Annotated in this window: 17 protein-coding genes; 11 read left to right on the top strand and 6 right to left on the bottom strand. The window is 66.0% G+C overall.

All coding sequences use genetic code 11. From position 1 onward, the window contains the following. Positions 1-3: 3 nt before the first annotated feature. On the bottom strand, positions 4-606 hold the full coding sequence (locus A6745_RS13775) for an RNA polymerase sigma factor (RefSeq protein WP_066127967.1): 603 nt from the start codon (positions 604-606) through the stop codon (positions 4-6). Between the two features lie 147 nt (positions 607-753). After that, positions 754-1,338, bottom strand: coding sequence for a BspR family type III secretion system anti-sigma factor (locus tag A6745_RS13770; protein WP_066127966.1), 585 nt, complete (start codon positions 1,336-1,338; stop codon positions 754-756). Positions 1,339-1,547: 209 nt separating this feature from the next. Between A6745_RS13770 and A6745_RS13765 the strand changes: the two genes are divergently transcribed. Beyond that, positions 1,548-2,990 carry a glutamate-cysteine ligase family protein gene (locus A6745_RS13765; RefSeq protein ID WP_156513415.1) on the top strand — a complete coding sequence of 481 codons (1,443 nt, stop codon included), beginning with the start codon at positions 1,548-1,550 and terminating at the stop codon, positions 2,988-2,990. A 61-nt stretch (positions 2,991-3,051) separates the two neighbouring features. On the opposite strand, the gene A6745_RS13760 is transcribed toward A6745_RS13765, so the two are convergent. Then, the gene (locus A6745_RS13760) at positions 3,052-4,230 is read right to left on the bottom strand and encodes an ABC transporter substrate-binding protein (protein ID WP_066127964.1); all 1,179 of its coding nucleotides are present in this window, start codon (positions 4,228-4,230) and stop codon (positions 3,052-3,054) included. Next, complete coding sequence (locus A6745_RS13755) at positions 4,227-6,230, bottom strand: SpoIIE family protein phosphatase (RefSeq protein WP_066127962.1); 2,004 nt, start codon at positions 6,228-6,230, stop codon at positions 4,227-4,229. The genes A6745_RS13760 and A6745_RS13755 overlap by 4 nt, the downstream gene beginning before the upstream one ends. Positions 6,231-6,371: 141 nt before the next feature. Between A6745_RS13755 and A6745_RS13750 the strand changes: the two genes are divergently transcribed. Next, positions 6,372-8,870 carry an MFS transporter gene (locus tag A6745_RS13750; protein WP_066127960.1) on the top strand — a complete coding sequence of 833 codons (2,499 nt, stop codon included), beginning with the start codon at positions 6,372-6,374 and terminating at the stop codon, positions 8,868-8,870. A gap of 129 nt (positions 8,871-8,999) precedes the next feature. Here A6745_RS13750 and alr read toward each other — a convergent pair whose 3' ends face one another. Both alr and A6745_RS13740 read right to left on the bottom strand, forming a co-directional pair. Then, the gene (gene alr / locus A6745_RS13745; RefSeq protein ID WP_082853054.1) at positions 9,000-10,133 is read right to left on the bottom strand and encodes an alanine racemase; all 1,134 of its coding nucleotides are present in this window, start codon (positions 10,131-10,133) and stop codon (positions 9,000-9,002) included. Between the two features lie 192 nt (positions 10,134-10,325). After that, positions 10,326-10,754, bottom strand: coding sequence for an ATP-binding protein (locus A6745_RS13740; RefSeq protein WP_066127959.1), 429 nt, complete (start codon positions 10,752-10,754; stop codon positions 10,326-10,328). Positions 10,755-10,945: 191 nt separating this feature from the next. Here A6745_RS13740 and A6745_RS13735 point away from each other — a divergent pair, with 191 nt between their 5' ends. The 9 genes from A6745_RS13735 (at position 10,946) to A6745_RS13695 (ending at position 19,250) form a co-directional block, all read left to right on the top strand. After that, complete coding sequence (locus tag A6745_RS13735) at positions 10,946-11,281, top strand: STAS domain-containing protein (protein ID WP_066127957.1); 336 nt, start codon at positions 10,946-10,948, stop codon at positions 11,279-11,281. A 372-nt stretch (positions 11,282-11,653) separates the two neighbouring features. Beyond that, on the top strand, positions 11,654-13,918 hold the full coding sequence (locus tag A6745_RS13730) for a type VI secretion system Vgr family protein (RefSeq protein ID WP_066127955.1): 2,265 nt from the start codon (positions 11,654-11,656) through the stop codon (positions 13,916-13,918). An 80-nt stretch (positions 13,919-13,998) separates the two neighbouring features. Next, complete coding sequence (locus tag A6745_RS13725; RefSeq protein WP_066127953.1) at positions 13,999-15,321, top strand: DUF2169 family type VI secretion system accessory protein; 1,323 nt, start codon at positions 13,999-14,001, stop codon at positions 15,319-15,321. Position 15,322: 1 nt separating this feature from the next. Further along, positions 15,323-15,679 carry a DUF4150 domain-containing protein gene (locus tag A6745_RS13720; protein WP_066127951.1) on the top strand — a complete coding sequence of 119 codons (357 nt, stop codon included), beginning with the start codon at positions 15,323-15,325 and terminating at the stop codon, positions 15,677-15,679. Positions 15,680-15,739: 60 nt separating this feature from the next. Next, on the top strand, positions 15,740-16,903 hold the full coding sequence (locus A6745_RS29055; protein WP_066127947.1) for a hypothetical protein: 1,164 nt from the start codon (positions 15,740-15,742) through the stop codon (positions 16,901-16,903). 2 nt (positions 16,904-16,905) lie between these two features. Further along, entirely contained in the window at positions 16,906-17,388 is a 483-nt protein-coding gene (locus A6745_RS13710) for a hypothetical protein (RefSeq protein WP_156513374.1), read from the top strand. Next, positions 17,385-18,407 carry a hypothetical protein gene (locus A6745_RS13705; protein WP_066127944.1) on the top strand — a complete coding sequence of 341 codons (1,023 nt, stop codon included), beginning with the start codon at positions 17,385-17,387 and terminating at the stop codon, positions 18,405-18,407. The genes A6745_RS13710 and A6745_RS13705 overlap by 4 nt, the downstream gene beginning before the upstream one ends. A gap of 105 nt (positions 18,408-18,512) precedes the next feature. Further along, entirely contained in the window at positions 18,513-18,863 is a 351-nt protein-coding gene (locus A6745_RS13700) for a hypothetical protein (RefSeq protein ID WP_156513373.1), read from the top strand. Positions 18,864-18,878: 15 nt separating this feature from the next. Continuing rightward, positions 18,879-19,250: a hypothetical protein gene (locus A6745_RS13695; RefSeq protein WP_066127940.1), complete on the top strand. Its 372-nt coding sequence runs from the start codon at positions 18,879-18,881 to the stop codon at positions 19,248-19,250. Positions 19,251-19,302 lie beyond the last annotated feature (52 nt).

Below are 19,302 nucleotides of genomic sequence, written 5' to 3'. Positions count from 1 at the left end.
GGCTCAGTCGTTGAGCGGCAGGCCTTTTTGCAGCAGCTTCTCGCGCAGGGCGTTGCGCGCCCGGGACAGGCGGCTGCGGACGGTGCCGATGGGCACGGTCAGCAGTGCGGCGGCGTCTTCGTACGACATGTTGTCCAGGCCGATCATCATCAGGATGTCGCGCATGTTCTCGGGCAATTCGTCCAGCGCCTCCTGCATCAGCCGCACGGTCTGCGCCTGCTCCAGCGCCTGCTCGGGCGTGGATTCGGACGCGGCATGCGTGGCCAGGCTGTCTTCGCCGACGAAGTCGTAGCGGCGCTCGGGGGCGCGCGACAGATAGTTGCGCACCAGGTTCAGCGCGATGCCGTACAGCCAGGTGGACAACTGCGATTCGCCGCGGAACGTCTGGTACGAGCGCGCCGCCTCGACGAAGGCCTGCTGGGCAAGGTCTTCGGCTTCGCTGGTGTTGCCGATGTGCTTGATGATGAAGCGCTGCAGCCGCCCGCTGTGCTCGCGGATCAGGTCGCGCAGCAAGCGATCGTCTTGCGAACTCCAGGAGGTACCGCCGCAGCCGGGCTGCGGAGCCGCTTCGAGGGAAGCGTCGGTAAGGTCCAGGGAGTCGGGCATGGGGGACGGGCTGTAAGAATTGGGCGTAAAACGGCTACAAAGTACTACACAGCATGTGTAATTCGCAATTACTGGAAATACGGTAGCGCCGAGCCAACAAGGTGTGAATCGTCACATTTGGCGCAACAACGCCGGCAATCCGGGGTGTCAGCGGGGTGCGGCGGCGCCCAGAAGCTGGCTCAGCCAGGCACGGGCGGTGTCCAGCGAAACCGGACTTTGGCCGGCAGCGGCCGCCTGGTCGAAGCGTTGCTGCATGTCCGCGTCCAGGCCATGGCGCTGCTGGGCGTCCAGCGACGCGGGATCGATGCCGGCCTGGGTGCAGGCCGCCATGAAGACGGACGAACCGGTGCTGGCGGAACAGGCCAGGCGGGTGGCGAAGTCGACGCCATCGAGGGCATGGCGCGAGGTCTGCGCCATGTCGACGGCCTGCTCGATGGTGCGCGAGGACAGGGGCCTGCCGGGGCTGGCCGCAAGGCCCAGTTCCCGGGAGACCGCGCTGGCGATGCCGTTGCCGTAGGTGTTGGCCAGCGCCTGGGAGAACATCGAGGACGTGTCCACGTCCGGCGCGACCCAGGCCACGCTGCGGCCGCCGGGCGTGGCGCCCGTGCCCAGCACCCGCAGTTGCTCGCCGGCGACGGAGATGAAGACGTCGCCGCCGCCCTGGGCCGCCTGTGTGAAGGCGTCGAGCGGCGGAGAGCCGGGTACTGGACGGGAAACGGAATCGATTGTCATGCGGCAGTTGTGTCCTGCGGCCTTGATGGAAATCTGCGCTTGGTAGAGCGCTTGTCCAGGTACGTAACATCGGGAACGGATTGGTTCCCGGAATTTCGCCGGCCGCGGAGATCGTTTCGCATATTAGATCATCCGGCCTCGGGTCAGGCTGGAGCAAGGAGCAGGCAATCGTGAGCGCAATCGAGGCGGGCAGCAAGCTGGGCCTGGAAATGGAGATGGCCGTGGCCCGCCGAGGCAGCGGCCGCAGCCATCCGGTCGGGGGGTACTTCGAGGCGTTGGCCAGCATCAAGCGGGCGCGCGGCGAGGATGCCGCGGTCTATCCCCTGGGAAAACGGGCGGGCGGCGTCTCGGGGCCGGACGGCGACAGCGGCGTCGACAACGGCTACAACCTGCTGGAAACGGCCTTCTCTCCGGTACAGGGGGGCGTGGGCGGCCTGGACCGCTTGGGCGAGAAAGTGGCGCAAGAGCTGCGCGACGCCCGGCAGGCGCTGGCGTGCGAAGACGCCATGCTGCTCAACGTGTCGGAACATCCCGATTGCAGCCTGGACCCGGACTGGTATGACGCCGTGCGCGCCGATCGTCCCATCTACCGCGAACTGGTCGGCCATCGCGGCTGGTTGCACCGCGCCGGCATCGACGCCAAGGCGCAGAACGGCCCGTGCACCTCGGTCGGCATCGGGCAGGCCGCGCGCGCGCTCAATGCCGTGTTGGCCCTGGCGCCGGCTTGTATCGCGCTGTTCGCAAACAGTCCGTTGCAGGCGGGCCGCGCAACGGGCCTGAAAGAGAACCGGCTGACGCTGTGGGACCGCGTGTTCCGCCATGCCCGCTTTGCCGGCGACCACTGGCTGCAGCGGTTGCCGGAACGGCCCTTCGACGACCTGGGCGATTATTTCCGCTGGATGTTCGGCGGCCCTACCGCCAGCCGCGCCTTGTCGGTGGTGCCCAGCCAGGGCTACAAGTCGGCGGCATCGGTCTATCTGGCCGGCAATCCGTCATTGCGCCGCTTCCTGGAGTCCGCGCAATGGCCGGGCCGGCACGCGGAGACCGGCGAGTTTGTGATGCTGCGTCCTCATAGCGGCTATTTCGAATATTCGCAGTTCGCGCATTTCCTGGACGCGCGCTGGCGCTATCGCCTGGCCGGGCCCGTGCCGCTGGACGAATTGCTCGCGGCCTGGACGCGGCCTGGCGGTATCGAGGATCTGCATGGCCGCCACGGCGCCGATGGCTACATCGAGGGGCGGGCCTGCGGCGCGGTGTTCGCCGACGCCCAGTTGCGGGATGAAGCCGGCATCGGCGTGGCCTCGACCGCGCCGCTGTCGCCGTCGGCGGTGCAGTTCGGATTGATGCGCAACCTGGACGAGGCCGAGCGGCTGTGGCGCGACTGGGGATGGCTGCGCCTGCGCGGCATGCGCGGCGTGGCCATGCGGGAAGCGCTGGATGACGACACGGTGCATGCCCTGGCGCGCGACGTGCTGGACGTGGCCCGCGCCGGGCTGCCCGAGGGCGAGCGCCGTTGGCTGGGTTATGCCGATCACGTGCTGCGGACCCGCCGCACGGGGGCGGATCGGTTGCTGGAACTGTGGAATGCCGCGCCGGGCAGCCGGGCCGAGAAACTGGCATGCGTCAGTGCGCGCCGCGAAGTGCTCGACTGAAACCAGAAGGGCCGCATCCCTGGCGGCATGCGGCCCTTGCATCCATTCGAGCCGCGGGGGCCTATTGCGCCGCTTTCCTGCCCTCGTACACTTCGTCCGCCGCCAGCAGGATGTCCACCGGGGGGTCGAAGCCGATGCCGCGCGCCGTGTCCAGGTTCAGCGCGATCTTGGCCGGATCGATCCAGATCTGGCTGAGCTGGCGCGGCTTGGCGCCATTGAAGATACGGGCGATGGTCTCGGCATGGAACAGGCCCACGTACGAGTAGTCGGCCTGCGCCAGGCTCATCAGCAGGCCGTCGCGCACCTGTTCCGAACCCAGCATGGCGAAGCTGGGCACCTGCGCCGTGCGCAGCACCTCGGCCACTTGCCCCACGGACTGGGGCGTGATGCCGCGGTGCACCGTGACGTACATCGCGTCCACCTGGTTGCTGAGCTTGCGGTAGCAGTCCACCGCGTTGCGCGTGGCCTCCTCCACCGCAATGCCGTTGGAGGCCGCGTTGCACGATTTCACCTGGAAGCCCAGTTCCTTGGCAACCTGTTCGACGGCCGGCACGGCGGCATAGGTGCGGCCTTCGGGGCTGTCTTCATACACCAGGCCCAGCGTCTTGAACGGCACGATTTCGTGGAACAGGCGCACCTGGCGCTGGTAGCGTTCGGGCTGCACGCGGGCGTGCAGATTGTCCAGGCCGCTGTCTTCCACGCTTTTCACGATGCGCGCGCCGACGGCGTCGCTGGTCGACGCCACCACCGTGGCCACGGGGGCGCCCAGCATCGCCATGTCCTGGCCGGCCAGCGTGCCCATGGCGATGATCAGGTCGATGTCGTGGCGTTTGGCCAGCCGGTCGGTGATGGCCTGGCGCACGGCCGGGCGGCGGGCGGCGTCGAAGTTGCCCGGTTGCCACCAGGCATCCTCGACGAACTGCAGCGTGTCGCTCTTGGCGTTCTGGGCCAGGAAGCTCCACATCTGGCGGCCGTTCAGGCCATCGGGGATGGCGGGCACGCTGAGCCAGCCCAACTGTTGCAGGCCGGCCACGATGACGCGCAGCGTGCGCGGGTATTCGCTGTAGTCGCCGCTTTCGAAGTAGCCCAGGCGCCACTTGCCGCCGCCGGGCTTGGCCTTGGGCGTGGCCGGGAAGACGTCGGCCGCCGCGGGCGCGGTGGCCGCGGCATCTTGCTGGGCCTGCGCGGCCGGGGCCAGCAGGGCAAGCGACAGGAACAGGGAGGAGAGCAGTTTGGTCATGCGCGTCGGACCACGATCAACGTGATGTCATCGGATTGTTCGGCGCCCGCCGCGAATGCCTGCACGTCTTCGAGCAGGCGCTGGCCGATGGCGGTGGCGCTGGAAGGAGGCGAGGCCAGCACGCTGAGCATGCGGGGATCGCCGTATTGTTGGTTCTGGCGGTTGACCGCCTCGGTGACGCCGTCGGTGTAGCCGACCAGCACCTCGCCCGGCGCCAGGCGCGCGTGCAGGGGCTGATAGACCAGGTCTTCCTGCACGCCGCACGCCGGACCGCTGCGGCCTTCGAGCGTGCGCAGCGCGCCGTCGGCGCCGATGACGATGGGCTTGAGATGGCCGGCGTTGGCCCAGGCCAGTTCGCCGGTGAGCAGGTCCAGCACGCCCAGCAGCAGCGTCACGAACATCATGTTCGGATTGTTCTCGGACAGCCGGTTGTTGATCTTCTGCATGATCTGCGCGGGATCGGTCTCGTCCTCGGCGGTGGCGCGGATCAGCGTGCGCGTCACGGCCATGAACAGCGCCGCCGGCACCCCCTTGTCGGACACGTCGCCAATGGCCAGGCACAGCCTGCCGTCTGGCATCATGAAGTAGTCGTACAGGTCGCCGCCCACCTGCTTGGCGGGCAGCATCGTGGCATGCAGGTCGACGTGGGCGCGCACGTCCGAGCCCAGCGGCACGGGCAGCAGGCCCAGCTGGATGGCGCGCGCGATGTTGAGTTCGCTTTCGAAGCGCTCGCGCGTGGAGGTTTCCTGCATCAGGCGCTGCACGTTCTCGGTGAGCTTGCGTTGCATGAACAGGAACGAGGTGGCCAGGCGGCCGACCTCGTCGCGGTGGTGCTGCGGCAGCGCGGCGATGTGCGCGGGCACCGGCGCATCGACGGTCAGGTCCTGCTCGGGCAACTGGCGCGCGTACTGCGTGAGCTTGTCCAGCGGGCGCGCGATGCGGGTGGCGATCAGCCAGGCGGCCACCAGGGCCAGCAGCAGCGTGATGGCGAAGAGGATGGCCAGGCGGTTCATCAGTTGCTTGGCGGGCGCGGTGAGGTCGCTTTCGGGCACCGCCGCCACGACCGTCCAGCCCAGCGGCTTGTTGTGCACCGCCTTGATCTGCCAGGGATCCTTGCCGTTGATGACGCGCAGGGTCTGCGGCTGCGACTTGTTCGCCTTGGCCAGCAGCTCGCGCAGCGGCTGCCTGGACGTATCGCCCACGGCTTCCAGCAGGGCGGTCTGGTGGGCGGGCGGCGGCACGACCATCCGGCCGTTGTCGTTCACGATGAACACGAAACCGGAGTGCGCCAGCGTCAATTGCGACAGCGTGCTGCGCATCGCCGTCTCCATCTGCGCCCGGCGGCCCTGCACCTGTTCGATGATGTCCTGGGCGCTGTCGGTGACCGCGAACACCCAGTCCCATTGGCGGAAATAGCCGAAGTAGGCGTAGCGGGTTTCGGGCTCGCCGGTGGCGCCGGGCAGGGGCCAGCGGTAGATGGCGAAGCCGTAGCCGGTGCGGCGGCTTTCTTCATACAGGGCCTGGGCCAGTTGGCGGCCCTTGATGTCGCGCGCGGGCGACAGGTCGAGGTCGGTCATGGCCATGTTGCCGGCCGCCAGCACCGAGAAACTGGCGTCGTACACGAAGGCGTAGCGGCGGTCGTCCAGCTTCAGGCGGTTGATCCAGGCGCGCGCCATGCCCTTGGCGGCGCCCGGAGTCATCACGCCGCGGTCGGCCATGTCGGCGTAGCCGGCCAGCACCGTGGAAATGGTGTTGCCCACCTGCACCAGCTGGCGGCGGCCCGTGCGCACCGTGCTGATCTTGTCGTCCAGCAGCGCGCTCCAGCGGGCGTCGGTATCGCGCAGCACCAGGTTCAGGACGTTGTCCACGGCGTGCTGCTCGCCCGCCTCGACCGTGCTGGTGACGTCCCGCTGGGTGACCAGCCTGACGAAGGTGGCCAGCACCAGGAGGATCGCAACGACGAGCAGGAAGATCTTGCCGCGTAGGGAGCGCGTGAACATGGGAAATGGGGGAAGTGTTGCGCAGTTGTCGCGAATCGCCGCGGCCAGCCTGCGGATCGGTTCGCAAAATGGAAGCAAATTACATCAATTGTAAAATGTCGGCTACGCTCCCGTGTGAATTCTTGCGGTCTTGATCCGAACATGCGTAACGAACCGATGCAGATGGTGCTGGAAGGGCTGCGGCGCCGTCCCGTTCTGGAAGTCACACTGGCGTGCCTGGCCGTGCTTCTGTTGGCACAGGCCCTCATAGGCGCGCTGAGCCTGTCGGCTCTTAACCGCCTGGTGGCCGACACCACCGCCGACCGGGTCGAAGTCGCCACCCGCCAGGTGGCGGGCAACATCGAGAACGGCCTGCGCCTGGGCAAGCCCCTGGGCCAATACTTCGGATTGACCAACCTGCTGCGCGACAGCGCCAACGCGGCGCGCGACGTGCAGGGCGCCGTGGTCGTCGTGGCGGATGGCCGTCCGGTGGCGGCCCATGGCGCCGCCGTCGAATCCGCTGAACTGCTGTCGCGCGCGCTGAGCACGCCGCCGGGCATGCCGTTGCCGGATGGCGTCACGCGGCGCGCCAGCGGCGCGCTGGTGGCTCATGACGGCGACCTGGTCACCGTGGCCGCGCCGCTGGCCGACAGCGCGGGGCAGGTCGTGGGCGCCGTCATGCTGGCGGTCACGCGCGACGTGGCCCTGGGCCGTACGTTGCTGCTGGACAACATCAAGGTGCTGCTGCTGGTCACCCTGGCCGTGGGCCTGGGGCTGGCCGCCGCGTTCAAGTACGCCATTCCCCTGACCACCCTGGCCACCGGCGGCCGCGCGCGCTTCCTGGTGCCGCTGGCGGCGCTCATGGTGGCGCAGGGCGTCTATGCCGGCTACACCATCACCACCTTCCGCAATGCCTCGCTGGAAGTGGCGCGCGGCAACATCCTGGCATTGTCCGAAGGCTTGCAGCGCGACCTGAACCGCGTCATCGGTTACGGCATTCCGCTGGACCGCATGCGCGGCATCGAAAAGCAATTCGCTCGCCTGGCCGGCACTTTCCCGGCCATCAGCACCATCGACCTGGTGCAGGACGGGCGCGTGCTGAACCGCGCCGACGCCAACGGCGCGCTGCCCGTCAAGGGCGTGGGCCGCGCGGCCGAGACCGCCGACGACCTGACGCTGGTGTTGCCGCTGGCCGGGCAGTTCCACAGTTCCACCATCCGCGGCAGCCTGGTCATGCACCTGTCCGACGAGGTGATCGCCGCTGGCGTGCGCAGCCGGGTCATCGATGCCGCGACCGTGGTGGCGGTGGCCCTGGTGGCTGCCATCGAGATGCTGCTGCTGCTGTCGCTGCTGATGAACCGCGCCTTCTCCGCGCGCGGCGTCAGTCCGGCCGGCGTGCACGTCGGGCCCGACGACGTCTCCGAAGTGGGCCGCATCGCGCGTCCCGTCATGTTCGGCTTCCTGTTCGCCTGGGCCTTGCCGCTGGGTTTCCTGCCGCTGTATGCGCGCAGCCTGCCCACGGGCGGCCTCGACCTGCCGGCCAACCTGATGCTGGCGTTGCCGATCTCGGTGGAAATGGGCTGCGGCCTGCTGACCGCGCTGCTGGCGGGCGGCCTGACCGACCGCAAGGGCTGGCACGTGCCGGTGCTGGCGGGCCTGGGCGTGTCGTTCCTGGGCCTGGTGGCGTGCGGCGCCGCGCCCAACCTGCCGTGGTTCGCCGCGGCCCGCGGCCTGGTGGGCCTGGGCTACGGCCTGACCTGGATGGGCCTGCAAGGCTTCGTCGTCACCCGCAGTCCCGCGCAGTATCGCGGCCGCAACATGACGGGCGTCATCGCCGGCCTGTTCGCCGGCCACCTGTCGGGCGCCGCGGTCGGCGCCATGCTGATGGAGCAACTGGGTTTCCGCGCGGTGTTCGTCGTGGGCGCCGTGATGCTGGTCATGCCGCTGGGCGGCGTGCTGGTGCTGATGCGCCCCTACATGCAGCGCGCCGCCGCGCAGGCCGCCGCGCACGTGCGCCGCGCGGCACCCCGGGGCAGCGCGCGGCTGTCCGAAACGCTGCGCCTTTTGTGCACGCGCGATTTCGGCCTGCTGCTGCTGGGCAGCGTCATTCCGTTTTCCATCGCGCAGGTGGGCCTGTTGTCCTTCGCGCTGCCGCTGTACCTCGAGGCCGAGGGCGTCGCCGCATCCAGCATCGGCCGCGTGCTGATGATCTACGGCGTGTGCGTGATCTACCTGGGGCCGGTGATGGGCCGCCTGGTCGACCGCTCCACCAGCGCCAAGAAATACTGGATCGTCATCGGCGGGGTGGTCGGCAGCGCCGGCATGCTGGGCCTGTATTTCAACAGCGGCCTGGTGGCGGCGTCGTGCGCGGTGCTGATGCTGGCGCTGGCCAGCTGCTTCTCGGGCGCTTCGCAAGCGCCGTACATGCTGGCCTTGCCCGATGTGCAGCAATACGGCGCCGCGGGCGCCACCAGTGTGCTGCGCGCCGCCGACAAGCTCGGCCAGATGGCCGGCCCGCTGGTGGTGGGCGCCATGTTCGGCGCGGCCGGCATGGGGGCGGGGCTGGCCATCACCGGCGTGATTTACCTGGTGGCCACGCTGCTGTTCCTGCTGTTCGCGCCGACGCGGGCGCGGCAGCAGGCGATTGCCGCGTCGAGCTAGCGGGCTGCCCGGTCGATCGGCTTCGAAAAGATGCCGCGATCATCGCGGCATCTTTTCGTGGGCGGCGTGCGCGGCCAGCGCCAAGACAGAGCGACGCGGATGCGCGCGGCGCTCAGCAAGGCAGGGCGCTCAGAGGCGCGCCGTGAGCGGCACGCGCGCCGTCAGTCCGGTCAGCAATTCCGCCGCAATGGTGCCCGCCGAGGCCGCCACGGCTTCCACCGGCAGCTCCGGCGTGCCCCACAGCGTGACCGGCATGCCTGGCGCGGCGTGGTCGACGCCGTCCAGGTCGATCATCATCACGTCCATGGTGACGCGGCCCAGCACGCGCGTCATCACGCCGTCCGCCAGCACCGGCGTGCCCGTGCCGGCATGGCGCGGATAACCGTCGCTGTAGCCGCAACTGACCAGTCCCACGCGCATGTCGTGCGCGGCCACGAAGGCCGAGCGGTAGCCGATGCTGGCGCCGGCCTGCAGCGTCTGCACCGCGAACAGGCGGGCCGTCAGCGACATGGCCGGCCGCAATCCGAGCGCGGCGCCGTCCACGCCCGCCAGCGGGCTGACGCCGTACAGCGCGATGCCCGGGCGGATCCAGTCGGTGGCCGCCACGTGCGCGGGGTGGCGCAGCAGGGCCGCCGAATTGCAGGTGGAGACCGGACCGGGCAGGCCGGCAATGGCCTGCCGGAAGCTGGCGTCGGCCTCGGCCACGCCGTCCTCATCTTCGGCGCGCGCGTAATGGCTGAGGTGGCCGATGGCGCCGGCGCGATGCTGCGCCGCCAGCGCCTCGCAGCGTGCATATACGCGCGGATAGGCCTCGCGGCCGAAGCCCGCCAGGCGGATGTCGCCGTCGTAGCGCAGCCAGATGGCCGGTGCATCGGGGCGGGGCGGCGCAGCGGACAGCCAGTCCAGTTGCGCTTCGTGAGAGATGACCAGATGCAGGCCGGGCAGGTCGAGCAGGGCCAGGTCGTCCTCGGACAGCAGGCCGCCGTACACCAGGATGGGGCCTTGCCAGCCGGCCGCGCGGCATGCATGGGCCTCGGGCAACTGCTGTACGGCGATGCCGTCGGCCTCTTTCAGGCCGGGCATGACCAGGGCCAGGCCGTGTCCATAGGCGTCCGCCTTGGCGGTGGCCCAGATGCGCGGCGCGGGCATGGCGGCATTGGCGCGCGCGCGGATCACCGCCAGGTTGTGCGCGATGGCGTCGGCGTCGACCAAAGCTTGCACGCGCGCGCCCGCGACCAGGGGAGGATGCCAGCGCGCGTTCATCGCGGAACGCGGCGCGCGTGGCGGGTGCTGCCGAGAGAGCTGCGCGAGGGGCGCATGCGGACTCCGGGGATGAGGAAAGAGGTCGCCATCATACCGAGAACTGTGTCGATTAGTTGCAAATTTCGGCTAATTTGCAACTCAGTGACAGTTGGCGGCGGAAAGTTCCCTCCGATCGTATTCCTGTCGCGAAGATCAGGCTTGCACGATCATGGTCAGGCGATTCCAGTCGCCATCGCGTGCATAGGCCAGGTCTTGCAGATAGTGGCGCATGAGCCGCGTGCCGTGGCCGCCGACGGCGGCTTCGTCCAGCGAGGCGGCCAGGTCGGGCAGTTCGGCCACGGTAGGGTCGTAGGGCACGCCATTGTCGGCCACGTCCAGCAGGATGCGTTCGCCCTCTCGTCGGCAGGCGATGGTGACCGAGGGCGCGGCGCCGTTGGACGGCGGGGTCTTGAACGCATACGAGACGATGTTGGTCAGCGCTTCGTCCAGGCTGAGCGTCAGTCCGAACGTGACCTTGGGCGACCAGTCTTCGCGCTCGGCAATGCCTTCCAGCCATTGGGTGGCGGCCGTCACGGCGTGGGGGTCCGGCGTCAGTTCTAGCGTGTCGGGCTGATTGGGCATAAACCGCCTTGGCGTGCAGGGTCCAGGTGCAGGTAACAAGTATGCACGAATGCGGGCTTGCGCCTGAACAGTTTTTCATCGTGGGGCACTTGCCCGTCTCGCGTATCATCTTGCCGTCAAGCCGGGCGCAGCCATGGTCGCGCCCGCCGCCTGCATTTCTCCTGTCATCCTTCACTCTGGGAACACACCCCATGAATCTCGCGACCGAACAAATCGGAGAGGTGCTTCTGGTCATGCCGGAAGGTCAGATCAACAGCGCCAACGCCGCCGGCATCGAAGCCGATCTGGTGGCGCAGATCGAGAAGGGCGCCCGGAAGGTCGCGCTCGACCTGTCCCGCCTCGACTACATCTCCAGCGCCGGCCTGCGCGTGGTGCTGGTGCTGGCCAAGCGCCTGAAGCAAAGCGCCGGCGCGCTGGTGCTGTGCAGCATCCAGCCGCAGGTGCGCGAAGTGTTCGACATCAGCGGTTTCCTGGCCATCCTCACCGTGACCGACACGCGCGAGCAGGCCTTGCAGAAACTGGGCTGACGCGAAGGCGGCCATGGGCCGCTTTCCCTGGTCAAAAGAACGGCTCCCTTGCGATTTTTCCGGGGGGCCGTTTTTTCATTCCTGGGTTTTTCGCCAACGTGTTTCGCGAGACCGACTTGCGTCCCGCCACGTTGGATGGGTGGCAGTTAGCGGAAATTCGCGACGGTATGGCACCCCTTTTCCGCACTGTATTTCTTACATGAAACATAGAGAAATTTGTGTGTTCATGCAAATTCTGTAAAGCCCTGCAGGGGAATGCTGTTACGGAACACATGTAACGAAGCAATCCAGTCACATCTGATTCCTAGGATCGGTTCCGCACGCTGGCGGCTTGTTATCGGCGCCCAATTCCCCTGGAATCAGATCCCCGCAATGGATATCCCCGCAGCGGCGTCGGCCGCCAACCATACTGTTCGCGTTCAAATCGCCGGCGCGCCTGCCGGCATCCTCTTTCGCGCGATGGAAGGGCAGGAGCAGCTGTCGCAGCTCTTCGAATTCCAGGTCGACGTGCTGTACGAAGGCATGGGCCTGGACCTGCGCAGTTTCCTGGGCAAATCCCTGACCATCGAGATCGATACCGACGAGATCGGCAGCGGCACGCGCTATCTGAATGGCCAGATCACGCGGTTCACGCTGATGGGCAAGGAAACCGCCACGCAGCGGTATTACCTGTACCGCGCCACCGTGCGGCCCTGGCTGTGGTCGGCCTCGCGCCGCGAGGACTTCCGCATCTTCCAGGAAAAGAACATCCCCGACATCGTCGAGGAAGTGCTGAAGCCCTACGGCCACGGCATCGAGCGCAAGCTGGTCGAGTCGTACCGGCCGTGGACCTACTGCGTGCAGTACGGCGAGAGCGACTTCGATTTCGTCAGCCGCCTGATGGAGCACGAGGGCATCCATTACTGGTTCAAGCACTCGAACGGCAAGCACGAGCTGGTGATGGCCGACGACATGTCGGCGCACGAGGCCTCGCCCGGTTGCGAATCGCTGCCGTACTACGGCGCCGAACGCCAGAGCATGCCCGACGAGTCGTACCTGAGCGACCTGCGCGTGGCCGAGGAAGTGCGTTCGGGCGAGTACGTCACCGACGACTACAACTTCGAGAACCCCAAGGCGGCGCTGGCCGCCACGCAGCGCCAGCCCGCGCAGCACGACGAAGACGCGCACCAGGTCTATCAATGGCCGGGCGACTACAAGGACGCCGACCACGGCCAGGACTATGCGCGCGTGCGCATGGAAGAACTGCACCAGCAGCGCGAGCAGGCCGAGCTGCGCAGCAACGTGCGCGGCCTGCAGACCGCATCGGTGTTCTCGATGCGCAACTGCCCGCGCGACAGCGAGAACCGCAAGTACCTGGTGGTCGGCACGCGCTACCGCCTGAGCGAAAGCGGCTACTACAGCGGCGGCGTGCCGGGCACGGGCTTCGTGCCCGCGGTGCTGGGCACTTCGTTGGCCTCATCGAACGGCTCCGTGCCGCAGCCCGCCGCCGACGCGCAGCAGGGCACGGTGTGCGAGTTCGACCTGACCGTGCAGCCGGCCACGCTGGCCTACCGCCCGCCGCGCGTCACGCGCAAGCCGCGCACGCTGGGTCCGCAGACCGCGGTGGTCACCGGCCCGCCCGGCGAAGAGATCTGGACCGACCAGTACGGCCGCGTCAAGGTGCATTTCCACTGGGACCGCACCGGTCCGCGCGACCAGAACAGTTCGTGCTGGATCCGGGTGTCGAACCCCTGGGCCAGCTCCGGCTTCGGCGGCATCCAGGTGCCGCGCATCGGCGATGAGGTGGTCGTGGACTTCATCAACGGCGACCCCGACGCGCCGTTGATCACGGGCCGCGTGTACAACGCGTCGAACATGCCGCCGTGGGAGTTGCCGGGCAACGCCACGCAGATGGGGCTGATGTCGCGCTCCACGCCGGCGGGCGATCCCAACAATGCCAACGCCATCCGCTTCGAAGACAAGATGGGCGCCGAGCAGTTGTGGATCCACGCCGAGCGCAACCAGGACATCGAGGTCGAAAAGGACGAAACCCACTGGGTGGGCCAGGACCGCAAGAAGACCATCGACCGCGACGAGACGGTGCAGGTCAAGCGTGACCGCACCGAGACGGTGGACCGCAACGAGACCATCACCGTGCACGGCCAGCGCACCGAGACGGTGGACAAGGATGAGACCATCACCATCCACCAGAACCGCAAGGAGCGGGTGGATCTTAACGAAGACATTTCCATCGGCGTAGACCGCAAAGAAGCCGTGGGCAACAACGAGACGGTTTCGATCGGACAGAACCGCAGCGTGACGATAGGTGGCAACAAATTCGAAACCATTGCCCTGGCCAAGGCCGAGACCATCGGCTTGGCCAAGGCGCTTACGACGGGCCTGGCATACCAGGTGACCGTTGGCGCGGCCATGAACACCACGGTGGCCTTGAGCCAGTCCCAACAGATCGGGATGTCCAAGCATACGGACGTGGGGAAGAAATACACGATCAACGCGGGCGACGAACTGGAGATCGTGGTGGGCAAGTCCAGCCTGGTGATGAGATCGGATGGAACGGTATTGATCAATGGTTCCAACTTCAATTTCTCGGCCAGCGGCCCTGTACAGCTCAATGGCAAGAACGTAGACATCAATTGACGGATGGCTTCGACGCCACGGCCCTTGTTCCGCCATGCCTGCATGTGCCTGGGCGGTAGTCCTCGATAGCAGGATCGACCATGGAATTTCGCAATCTCACCCCCTTCGACACGCTGTGCTACAGCGCGCTCGATCCCAATGACGATGAGCATCGGGTCATCGCCATGAAAGTTGCCTATCGGCTCGTTCGCCAAGGCGACGGTTCGTGGCGGGCGCAACTCATCGACGATGAGCCCGTGCCCTTGTGCATGGGGGATGAATACTGGGGCGAGCCCGGCGCTTCCAGCGTCAGGCAGGAGAGCGATCTTGCGCCGTTCAAACCGCGGTGTGATGTGTTGGTCTTCGGCCAGGCCCATGCGCCCGGGGGGCGGGCCGCCACGCAATGGGAAACGAGACTGAAGGTCACGGTCCTCGAGGCACCGGCAGTCGAGGCCGTCTACGAGCAGAAGGCGCAGTGGCAGCCCGGACGCCAACGCTACGTGAGCCGTCCAGGCTTCGAGCAGACGAAAGAGAAAGTGCAGAAGGTGCTGCTGGACAAGCGACTGTGGATCTTCGGGCCACACACCTTTCAACGCCAATCGATGGGGTCGGGGTGGAAGCGTACCGCTCCTCAGGCCATTACCGAATTGCCGTTGCGGTGGGACCATGCTTTCGGGGGCGCCAGCCTCGTGCGTGATGACGCCGACCCCACCGCCGAACCGCTGCTTCATGAGGTGTGCTTCAGCAATCCGCTGGGAAGCGGTTGGCTGGACAAGCGCGAACCGCGCATCCGGCGCAAGGCGGGGCAGCAAGAGCGCAAAGAGATCACCGCGCCGCAGATCGTGCAGTCTGACGAGCCGCTGCCTGCGCCCGTCATGGGGGAGCATCCCGAGGGTTCGGTCGATGCCAGGAAAATGGCCGAGCTGGCCCATGCCTATGGCGTAGCGCCTGCCGGCTATGGGCCGCTTGGACGGGCCTGGGCGCCGCGCCTGGCCCTGGCGGGCACCTACGACGACACCTGGCTGCAGACGCGCCATCCTGGCGTGCCCAGCGACATCGACTTCCGTTACTGGAATGGTGCGCCCGACGACCAGCAACTGCCGTATCTGCCGCCCGACTTCTGCCTGGAAGCCTGGAACCTGACGCCGCACGCCACGACCGGCGGCCATGTGCGCGTGGTCATGCCGGGTCATCGGCCTTTCCTGCTGATGCGGATGGACAGTGGCGTGATGCTGCCGCTGCCCATGATCACGGATACCGTCATTCTGGATACGGAGGCCATGACCTTGACACTGACGCACCGAACCTGGATCCCGGCGGGCTCGCCGGGCATCCGCGTGCTGGAGGCGCGCTTCGAGGTCGATCCCGCCGAGCCGCTGGTCAGGCGTGCGCCGAAGAACTCATCTGCCCTGCAGGAGGCATGACATGGCCCGGGACTACATGGCTCGCAAGCAGACGACATGGAAGGTGGTCAGTATCGCTCCTGACGTCTGCAAGACCCCCATGGGCAGTTCTATCCCGCCGGTTCCCTATCCCGTGACGGCACAGTTGGTGACGGCCAATGGCGTGACCAAGACCGTGCGGACGAATGGCCATCCGCTGGTGGTGTACGACATGAGCCTCACGCCCACCACGATCGGTGATTCCGCCGGCCGGGCCACCGGTGTCAAGAGCGGCACGGTGGAGGGGAAGTGCTATCCCCTGGAACATAGCGGCAACGTCCGTGCGGAAGGCAAGCTGCTGGTGCGCCACGACGACATGTTCTGGATGAACGGAAAGTGAGGGGGGCGAGGCCGCAGCGGCAACGCCGTCAGTGCGCAGGAATCGAGGATAGGGTGACCCATGGCTGTCGAGGTTGATGTCGGCGGCCCGATGGCCGCGCGTGTTGCCCCCAACGGCAACAACCTGATGCTCTATCAGCGAGCCGATGGCGTCAGTTTGAACATCTGGTCCCCGGATAACCAGACACGGCTGGCCAGCGGCACGATCAGTTATGACGAATACGCCAAGCTGCGCAAGGACAATCCCGATCTGAACCTGCCTGACTGGCAGCCACCCAAGATCCGCCAGCCGGGCACCAATGCCAATGGCAATACCGTGGGCCGGGTGACGGGCCAGTCCGGGGGAAGCGGCAAGCCGGCCGCTGCTTCCAACCCGCCGGTCAAGCCGGAGACGGAAGGCGAGGGCATCACCTCCGAGCAGGTGCTCGATGGCCTGCAACTGGGCCTGGATGCTGTCGGTCTCATCCCGGGCGTGGGTGAGTTTGCGGACTTGGCCAATGCGGGCATCAGCGCGCTGCGCGGTGATTTCATCGGCGCGGGTCTGTCGCTGGCCGCGGCAATTCCGTTTGCCGGATGGGGCGCGACGACCGCCAAGGTGGGGCGCAAGGGCATGCACGCCGTCGAGGAGTCGGCGGAGGCTGCGGCGAAACGAGGCTCGAAGGAGGCGCCTCCTCCCAAGGAGCATCCCAAGGACCCCAAGGAGCAGCCCAAGAAGAAGGACGAAGAGGACGGCGGGAAGAGCGAAGGCAAGAAGAAGCCCGACTGCGGCCAGGTCGGCGTTTACAAAAACAAGAAGGACTTCGACAATACCGACACCAATTGGGACCATGTGCCGTCTGGGCGCGCTCTGGAGCAGGCTGCTGAGAACAAGCTCAAGGCCATGCGTGGTCAGGGCAAGAAGTCCATGTGGGATTCCTTGACGGCCGCGCAGCGCAAGAAAGTACTGAATGCCGCGCGCAATGAAGCCTATACGATCAATATCCCAGCGGATGTGCACAAGAACAGCAGTCTTACTTGGGGCAGTCGCAACAAGCCACGCTACGGCCCCGATGCAGGGAATCTGCGAGAAGCCATGTTGCGCGACATGGATGCTCTGGAAGAAGCGATGAAGAATTCAGATCATCCTTGCCGAAAGCAGTATTCGGCCGCGCGGCGCGCGATGCAACGGATCGACCCCGACAAGCATCTGCAGGACATCATCAACATCACGATCAGAGGTTTGTGACCATGTCGATCAACATTGAGAAAGCCGTTTCTTTTATCGGGTTGCCCTGCAGCGACCCGAGCCTCGATGACTTCCTGCAACAGTCCGGACAAAAGAGGCGTCTTACCACCAAGGACCGTCCCTTGGCCACGGTTGGCCTGGACAGCGAGTCGGTGCAACTGCAGTTCACCGACTCCTACGAAGAAACGCGTGGCGCGCCGCGTGCCCCCGGATTCCTGTTCCTGGAGGACGTGACGGTCCAGAACGGAAAATACGAAGAGGACGTCGGCGATTTCACTGGCACGCTTCCCTACGGCTTGCGCCTGGACATGAAGGAGGCCGAGATCATCAAGGCGCTGGGCCAGCCTGACAGCCAGGACGAATTTCTGGGCGCCTACTTCCTGAATTACGATGCGGTGGTGCCTGGCATAGACATCATTTTTCGCCTCGATCTGAAGACGCGTGAAATCACGTTCATCCGTTTCGTCGCCGCGGAAATCCAGTGAGCAATGCGATGCATCCCATCGATGCACATCTGGTGATGTCGGCGTTGGGACGCGGCTCGCTGGACCAGGACCTGCTCCAGCGCTTCGCGCAGGCAGGCCTGTTCAACTGGCCGGACCCCGATGACGACAGGGAAGGCGCCGCCGTCGAAGAATACTGGCGATATGGATTCACGCTGGAGTTCGCCGATACCCTGGCGCAGGAACGCCTGTTGGGTGTGTCCGGCCTTCAAGGGCCGCTGGCGGTCTCTGCCATCCTGTTCTTTTCCGCAGGCGTAGGAGGACACGCTGGCTGGCAGCAGGCCTTGCCTTACGATCTGTCTTTCGGCATGAGCCCTGCGGATCTGGAAAGGGCATTCGGCCCGCCCAGGGCGACGCGAGCCCCTTATGGATTGCCGGTCTCGCAATTCCTGGTCGATGCGTATGTGCTCGATGTCTGCTATGCGCCCGAGGGCCAGGGCAATATCGATTTCTTCTCGTTCCGGCTTCAGAACATTTACGAGAGGGGCGAAGCCCCCGTCAGCGACAGAGACTGGAAGCCGCTGGCGCGGATGATCGGCAAGCCCGTCACCGACACGACGCTGTTGCAGCTCGTCGAGGCCAGTGTCGGCGCGCCGGTGACGGCAAGCGACTTGTCCTCCCACGAGAATACGCAGTTCCATAGGCAATGCGGATTGTCGTTCTATGCCTTGCCTGCAGCCGAATTGGGCGGCGCCGGCAAGCAGAAATGCGTTGCGGGCTTCAAGATGTCGCGCGCAGGCGTCTACGGTTCCAAAGGGTATTCGGGAGCTTTACCGTTTGGCCTGGTCTTTGCCGACGGCCCCGATGCCATACGCGAAAAATTGCCCGAAACGGCCAAGCAGGGTGCTTTCGAGGCAAGCGGGCGGTTCACATGCCGTACCGACAGCCTGTTCTTTCACGTGCACTACAGCTTGATCTTCTGGCAGATCATCGCCGTCTCGGTATTTCATCTGGCAATGGACTTCGATTCTGACCAGGTTGCCGTTGGAGGACTGCGCTGAAGCGCATGAATGACTCGGATGTCTGACGGAGGCAGATGGCTTGCGGCCAACAGGCTGCAGCTTCCCGGCGCCGCTGGCGATGTGAGCCCTATTGTGGAAAGTAAATTGATCGATCATCCCGCCTGCATGGCGCGGGTACGCCAGATCTACGACGAGATGGTGCAAGACAGGTTCGAAAGCCTGGTTGCGCAAGGGCTTGCGGGTCCGAGTTCCGCTTCGGAATATCGGGCCGCTCTGGCCGAATGCCTTGCGGGGCAGAAGATGACAACCAGTTCCGATGGCGACTTGGCAGAGGGCCACGTTTTCGATATATCGGGGAATTCGCAGGATAGGCTATCCATCGAGGTGCCCATTTTTTCGCAGCACGGTTGCTCAGATGCTTTCGCAGTATTCCGCTTGAGGTCTGATGAGTCTGCTCTTGCGCCCGTCTATCTGTACGACATACTGGTGCCCTGATTTCGGATGACTTTGATGGATGCTTCTTTCGAACTCGAGGTGTATGCGCTGCTCTCCTGCTACGTAAAGGCCCTGAACGACGTGGATCGCGCTACGCTGCAGGCCCGGTTCGGTGTGGGTGAGCCCATCGTTCAAGAGATCACCGAATCATTGGAGGGTTATTTTGGACAGCAGCCGGACATCGGGCTGGCGCCGTCCGATGTGGCGTTTTCCGGCAAACAAGGCTCCCGGCCCTTCATCGATCTGTACGAGATGAATGAGCCCGACTTTTGGGGAGCCGACTGCGTGATCTGGGTCGATGGCAAGCCGCAAGAGCCGACCCTGCATGTCGAACTGAGCAAGCCCGACGGTGAGCTTCAACTGCGGCACAAGTACATCGGTTCGTAGCCGATTCGCAGCGGACGGAGGCATCTCCGGCCCGTCTCATGCTTCAAAGAAG

Source organism: Bordetella ansorpii (assembly GCF_900078705.1).
GTDB lineage: Bacteria > Pseudomonadota > Gammaproteobacteria > Burkholderiales > Burkholderiaceae_B > Bordetella > Bordetella ansorpii_A.
The sequence above is the reverse complement of the archived record's forward strand: the minus strand, read 5'-3'. Positions and strand labels throughout refer to the sequence as shown.

Coding starts and splice junctions, on each gene's coding strand:
- A6745_RS13750 (WP_066127960.1), top strand. CDS start 6,372: ATGCGTAACGAACCGATGCAGATGGTGCTGGAAGGGCTGCGGCGCCGT.
- A6745_RS13710 (WP_156513374.1), top strand. CDS start 16,906: ATGTCGATCAACATTGAGAAAGCCGTTTCTTTTATCGGGTTGCCCTGC.
- A6745_RS13735 (WP_066127957.1), top strand. CDS start 10,946: ATGAATCTCGCGACCGAACAAATCGGAGAGGTGCTTCTGGTCATGCCG.
- A6745_RS13720 (WP_066127951.1), top strand. CDS start 15,323: ATGGCCCGGGACTACATGGCTCGCAAGCAGACGACATGGAAGGTGGTC.
- A6745_RS13730 (WP_066127955.1), top strand. CDS start 11,654: ATGGATATCCCCGCAGCGGCGTCGGCCGCCAACCATACTGTTCGCGTT.
- A6745_RS13760 (WP_066127964.1), bottom strand. CDS start 4,230: ATGACCAAACTGCTCTCCTCCCTGTTCCTGTCGCTTGCCCTGCTGGCC.
- A6745_RS13740 (WP_066127959.1), bottom strand. CDS start 10,754: ATGCCCAATCAGCCCGACACGCTAGAACTGACGCCGGACCCCCACGCC.
- A6745_RS13755 (WP_066127962.1), bottom strand. CDS start 6,230: ATGTTCACGCGCTCCCTACGCGGCAAGATCTTCCTGCTCGTCGTTGCG.
- A6745_RS13695 (WP_066127940.1), top strand. CDS start 18,879: ATGGATGCTTCTTTCGAACTCGAGGTGTATGCGCTGCTCTCCTGCTAC.
- A6745_RS13775 (WP_066127967.1), bottom strand. CDS start 606: ATGCCCGACTCCCTGGACCTTACCGACGCTTCCCTCGAAGCGGCTCCG.
- A6745_RS13770 (WP_066127966.1), bottom strand. CDS start 1,338: ATGACAATCGATTCCGTTTCCCGTCCAGTACCCGGCTCTCCGCCGCTC.
- A6745_RS13725 (WP_066127953.1), top strand. CDS start 13,999: ATGGAATTTCGCAATCTCACCCCCTTCGACACGCTGTGCTACAGCGCG.
- alr (WP_082853054.1), bottom strand. CDS start 10,133: ATGAACGCGCGCTGGCATCCTCCCCTGGTCGCGGGCGCGCGCGTGCAA.
- A6745_RS29055 (WP_066127947.1), top strand. CDS start 15,740: ATGGCTGTCGAGGTTGATGTCGGCGGCCCGATGGCCGCGCGTGTTGCC.
- A6745_RS13765 (WP_156513415.1), top strand. CDS start 1,548: ATGGAGATGGCCGTGGCCCGCCGAGGCAGCGGCCGCAGCCATCCGGTC.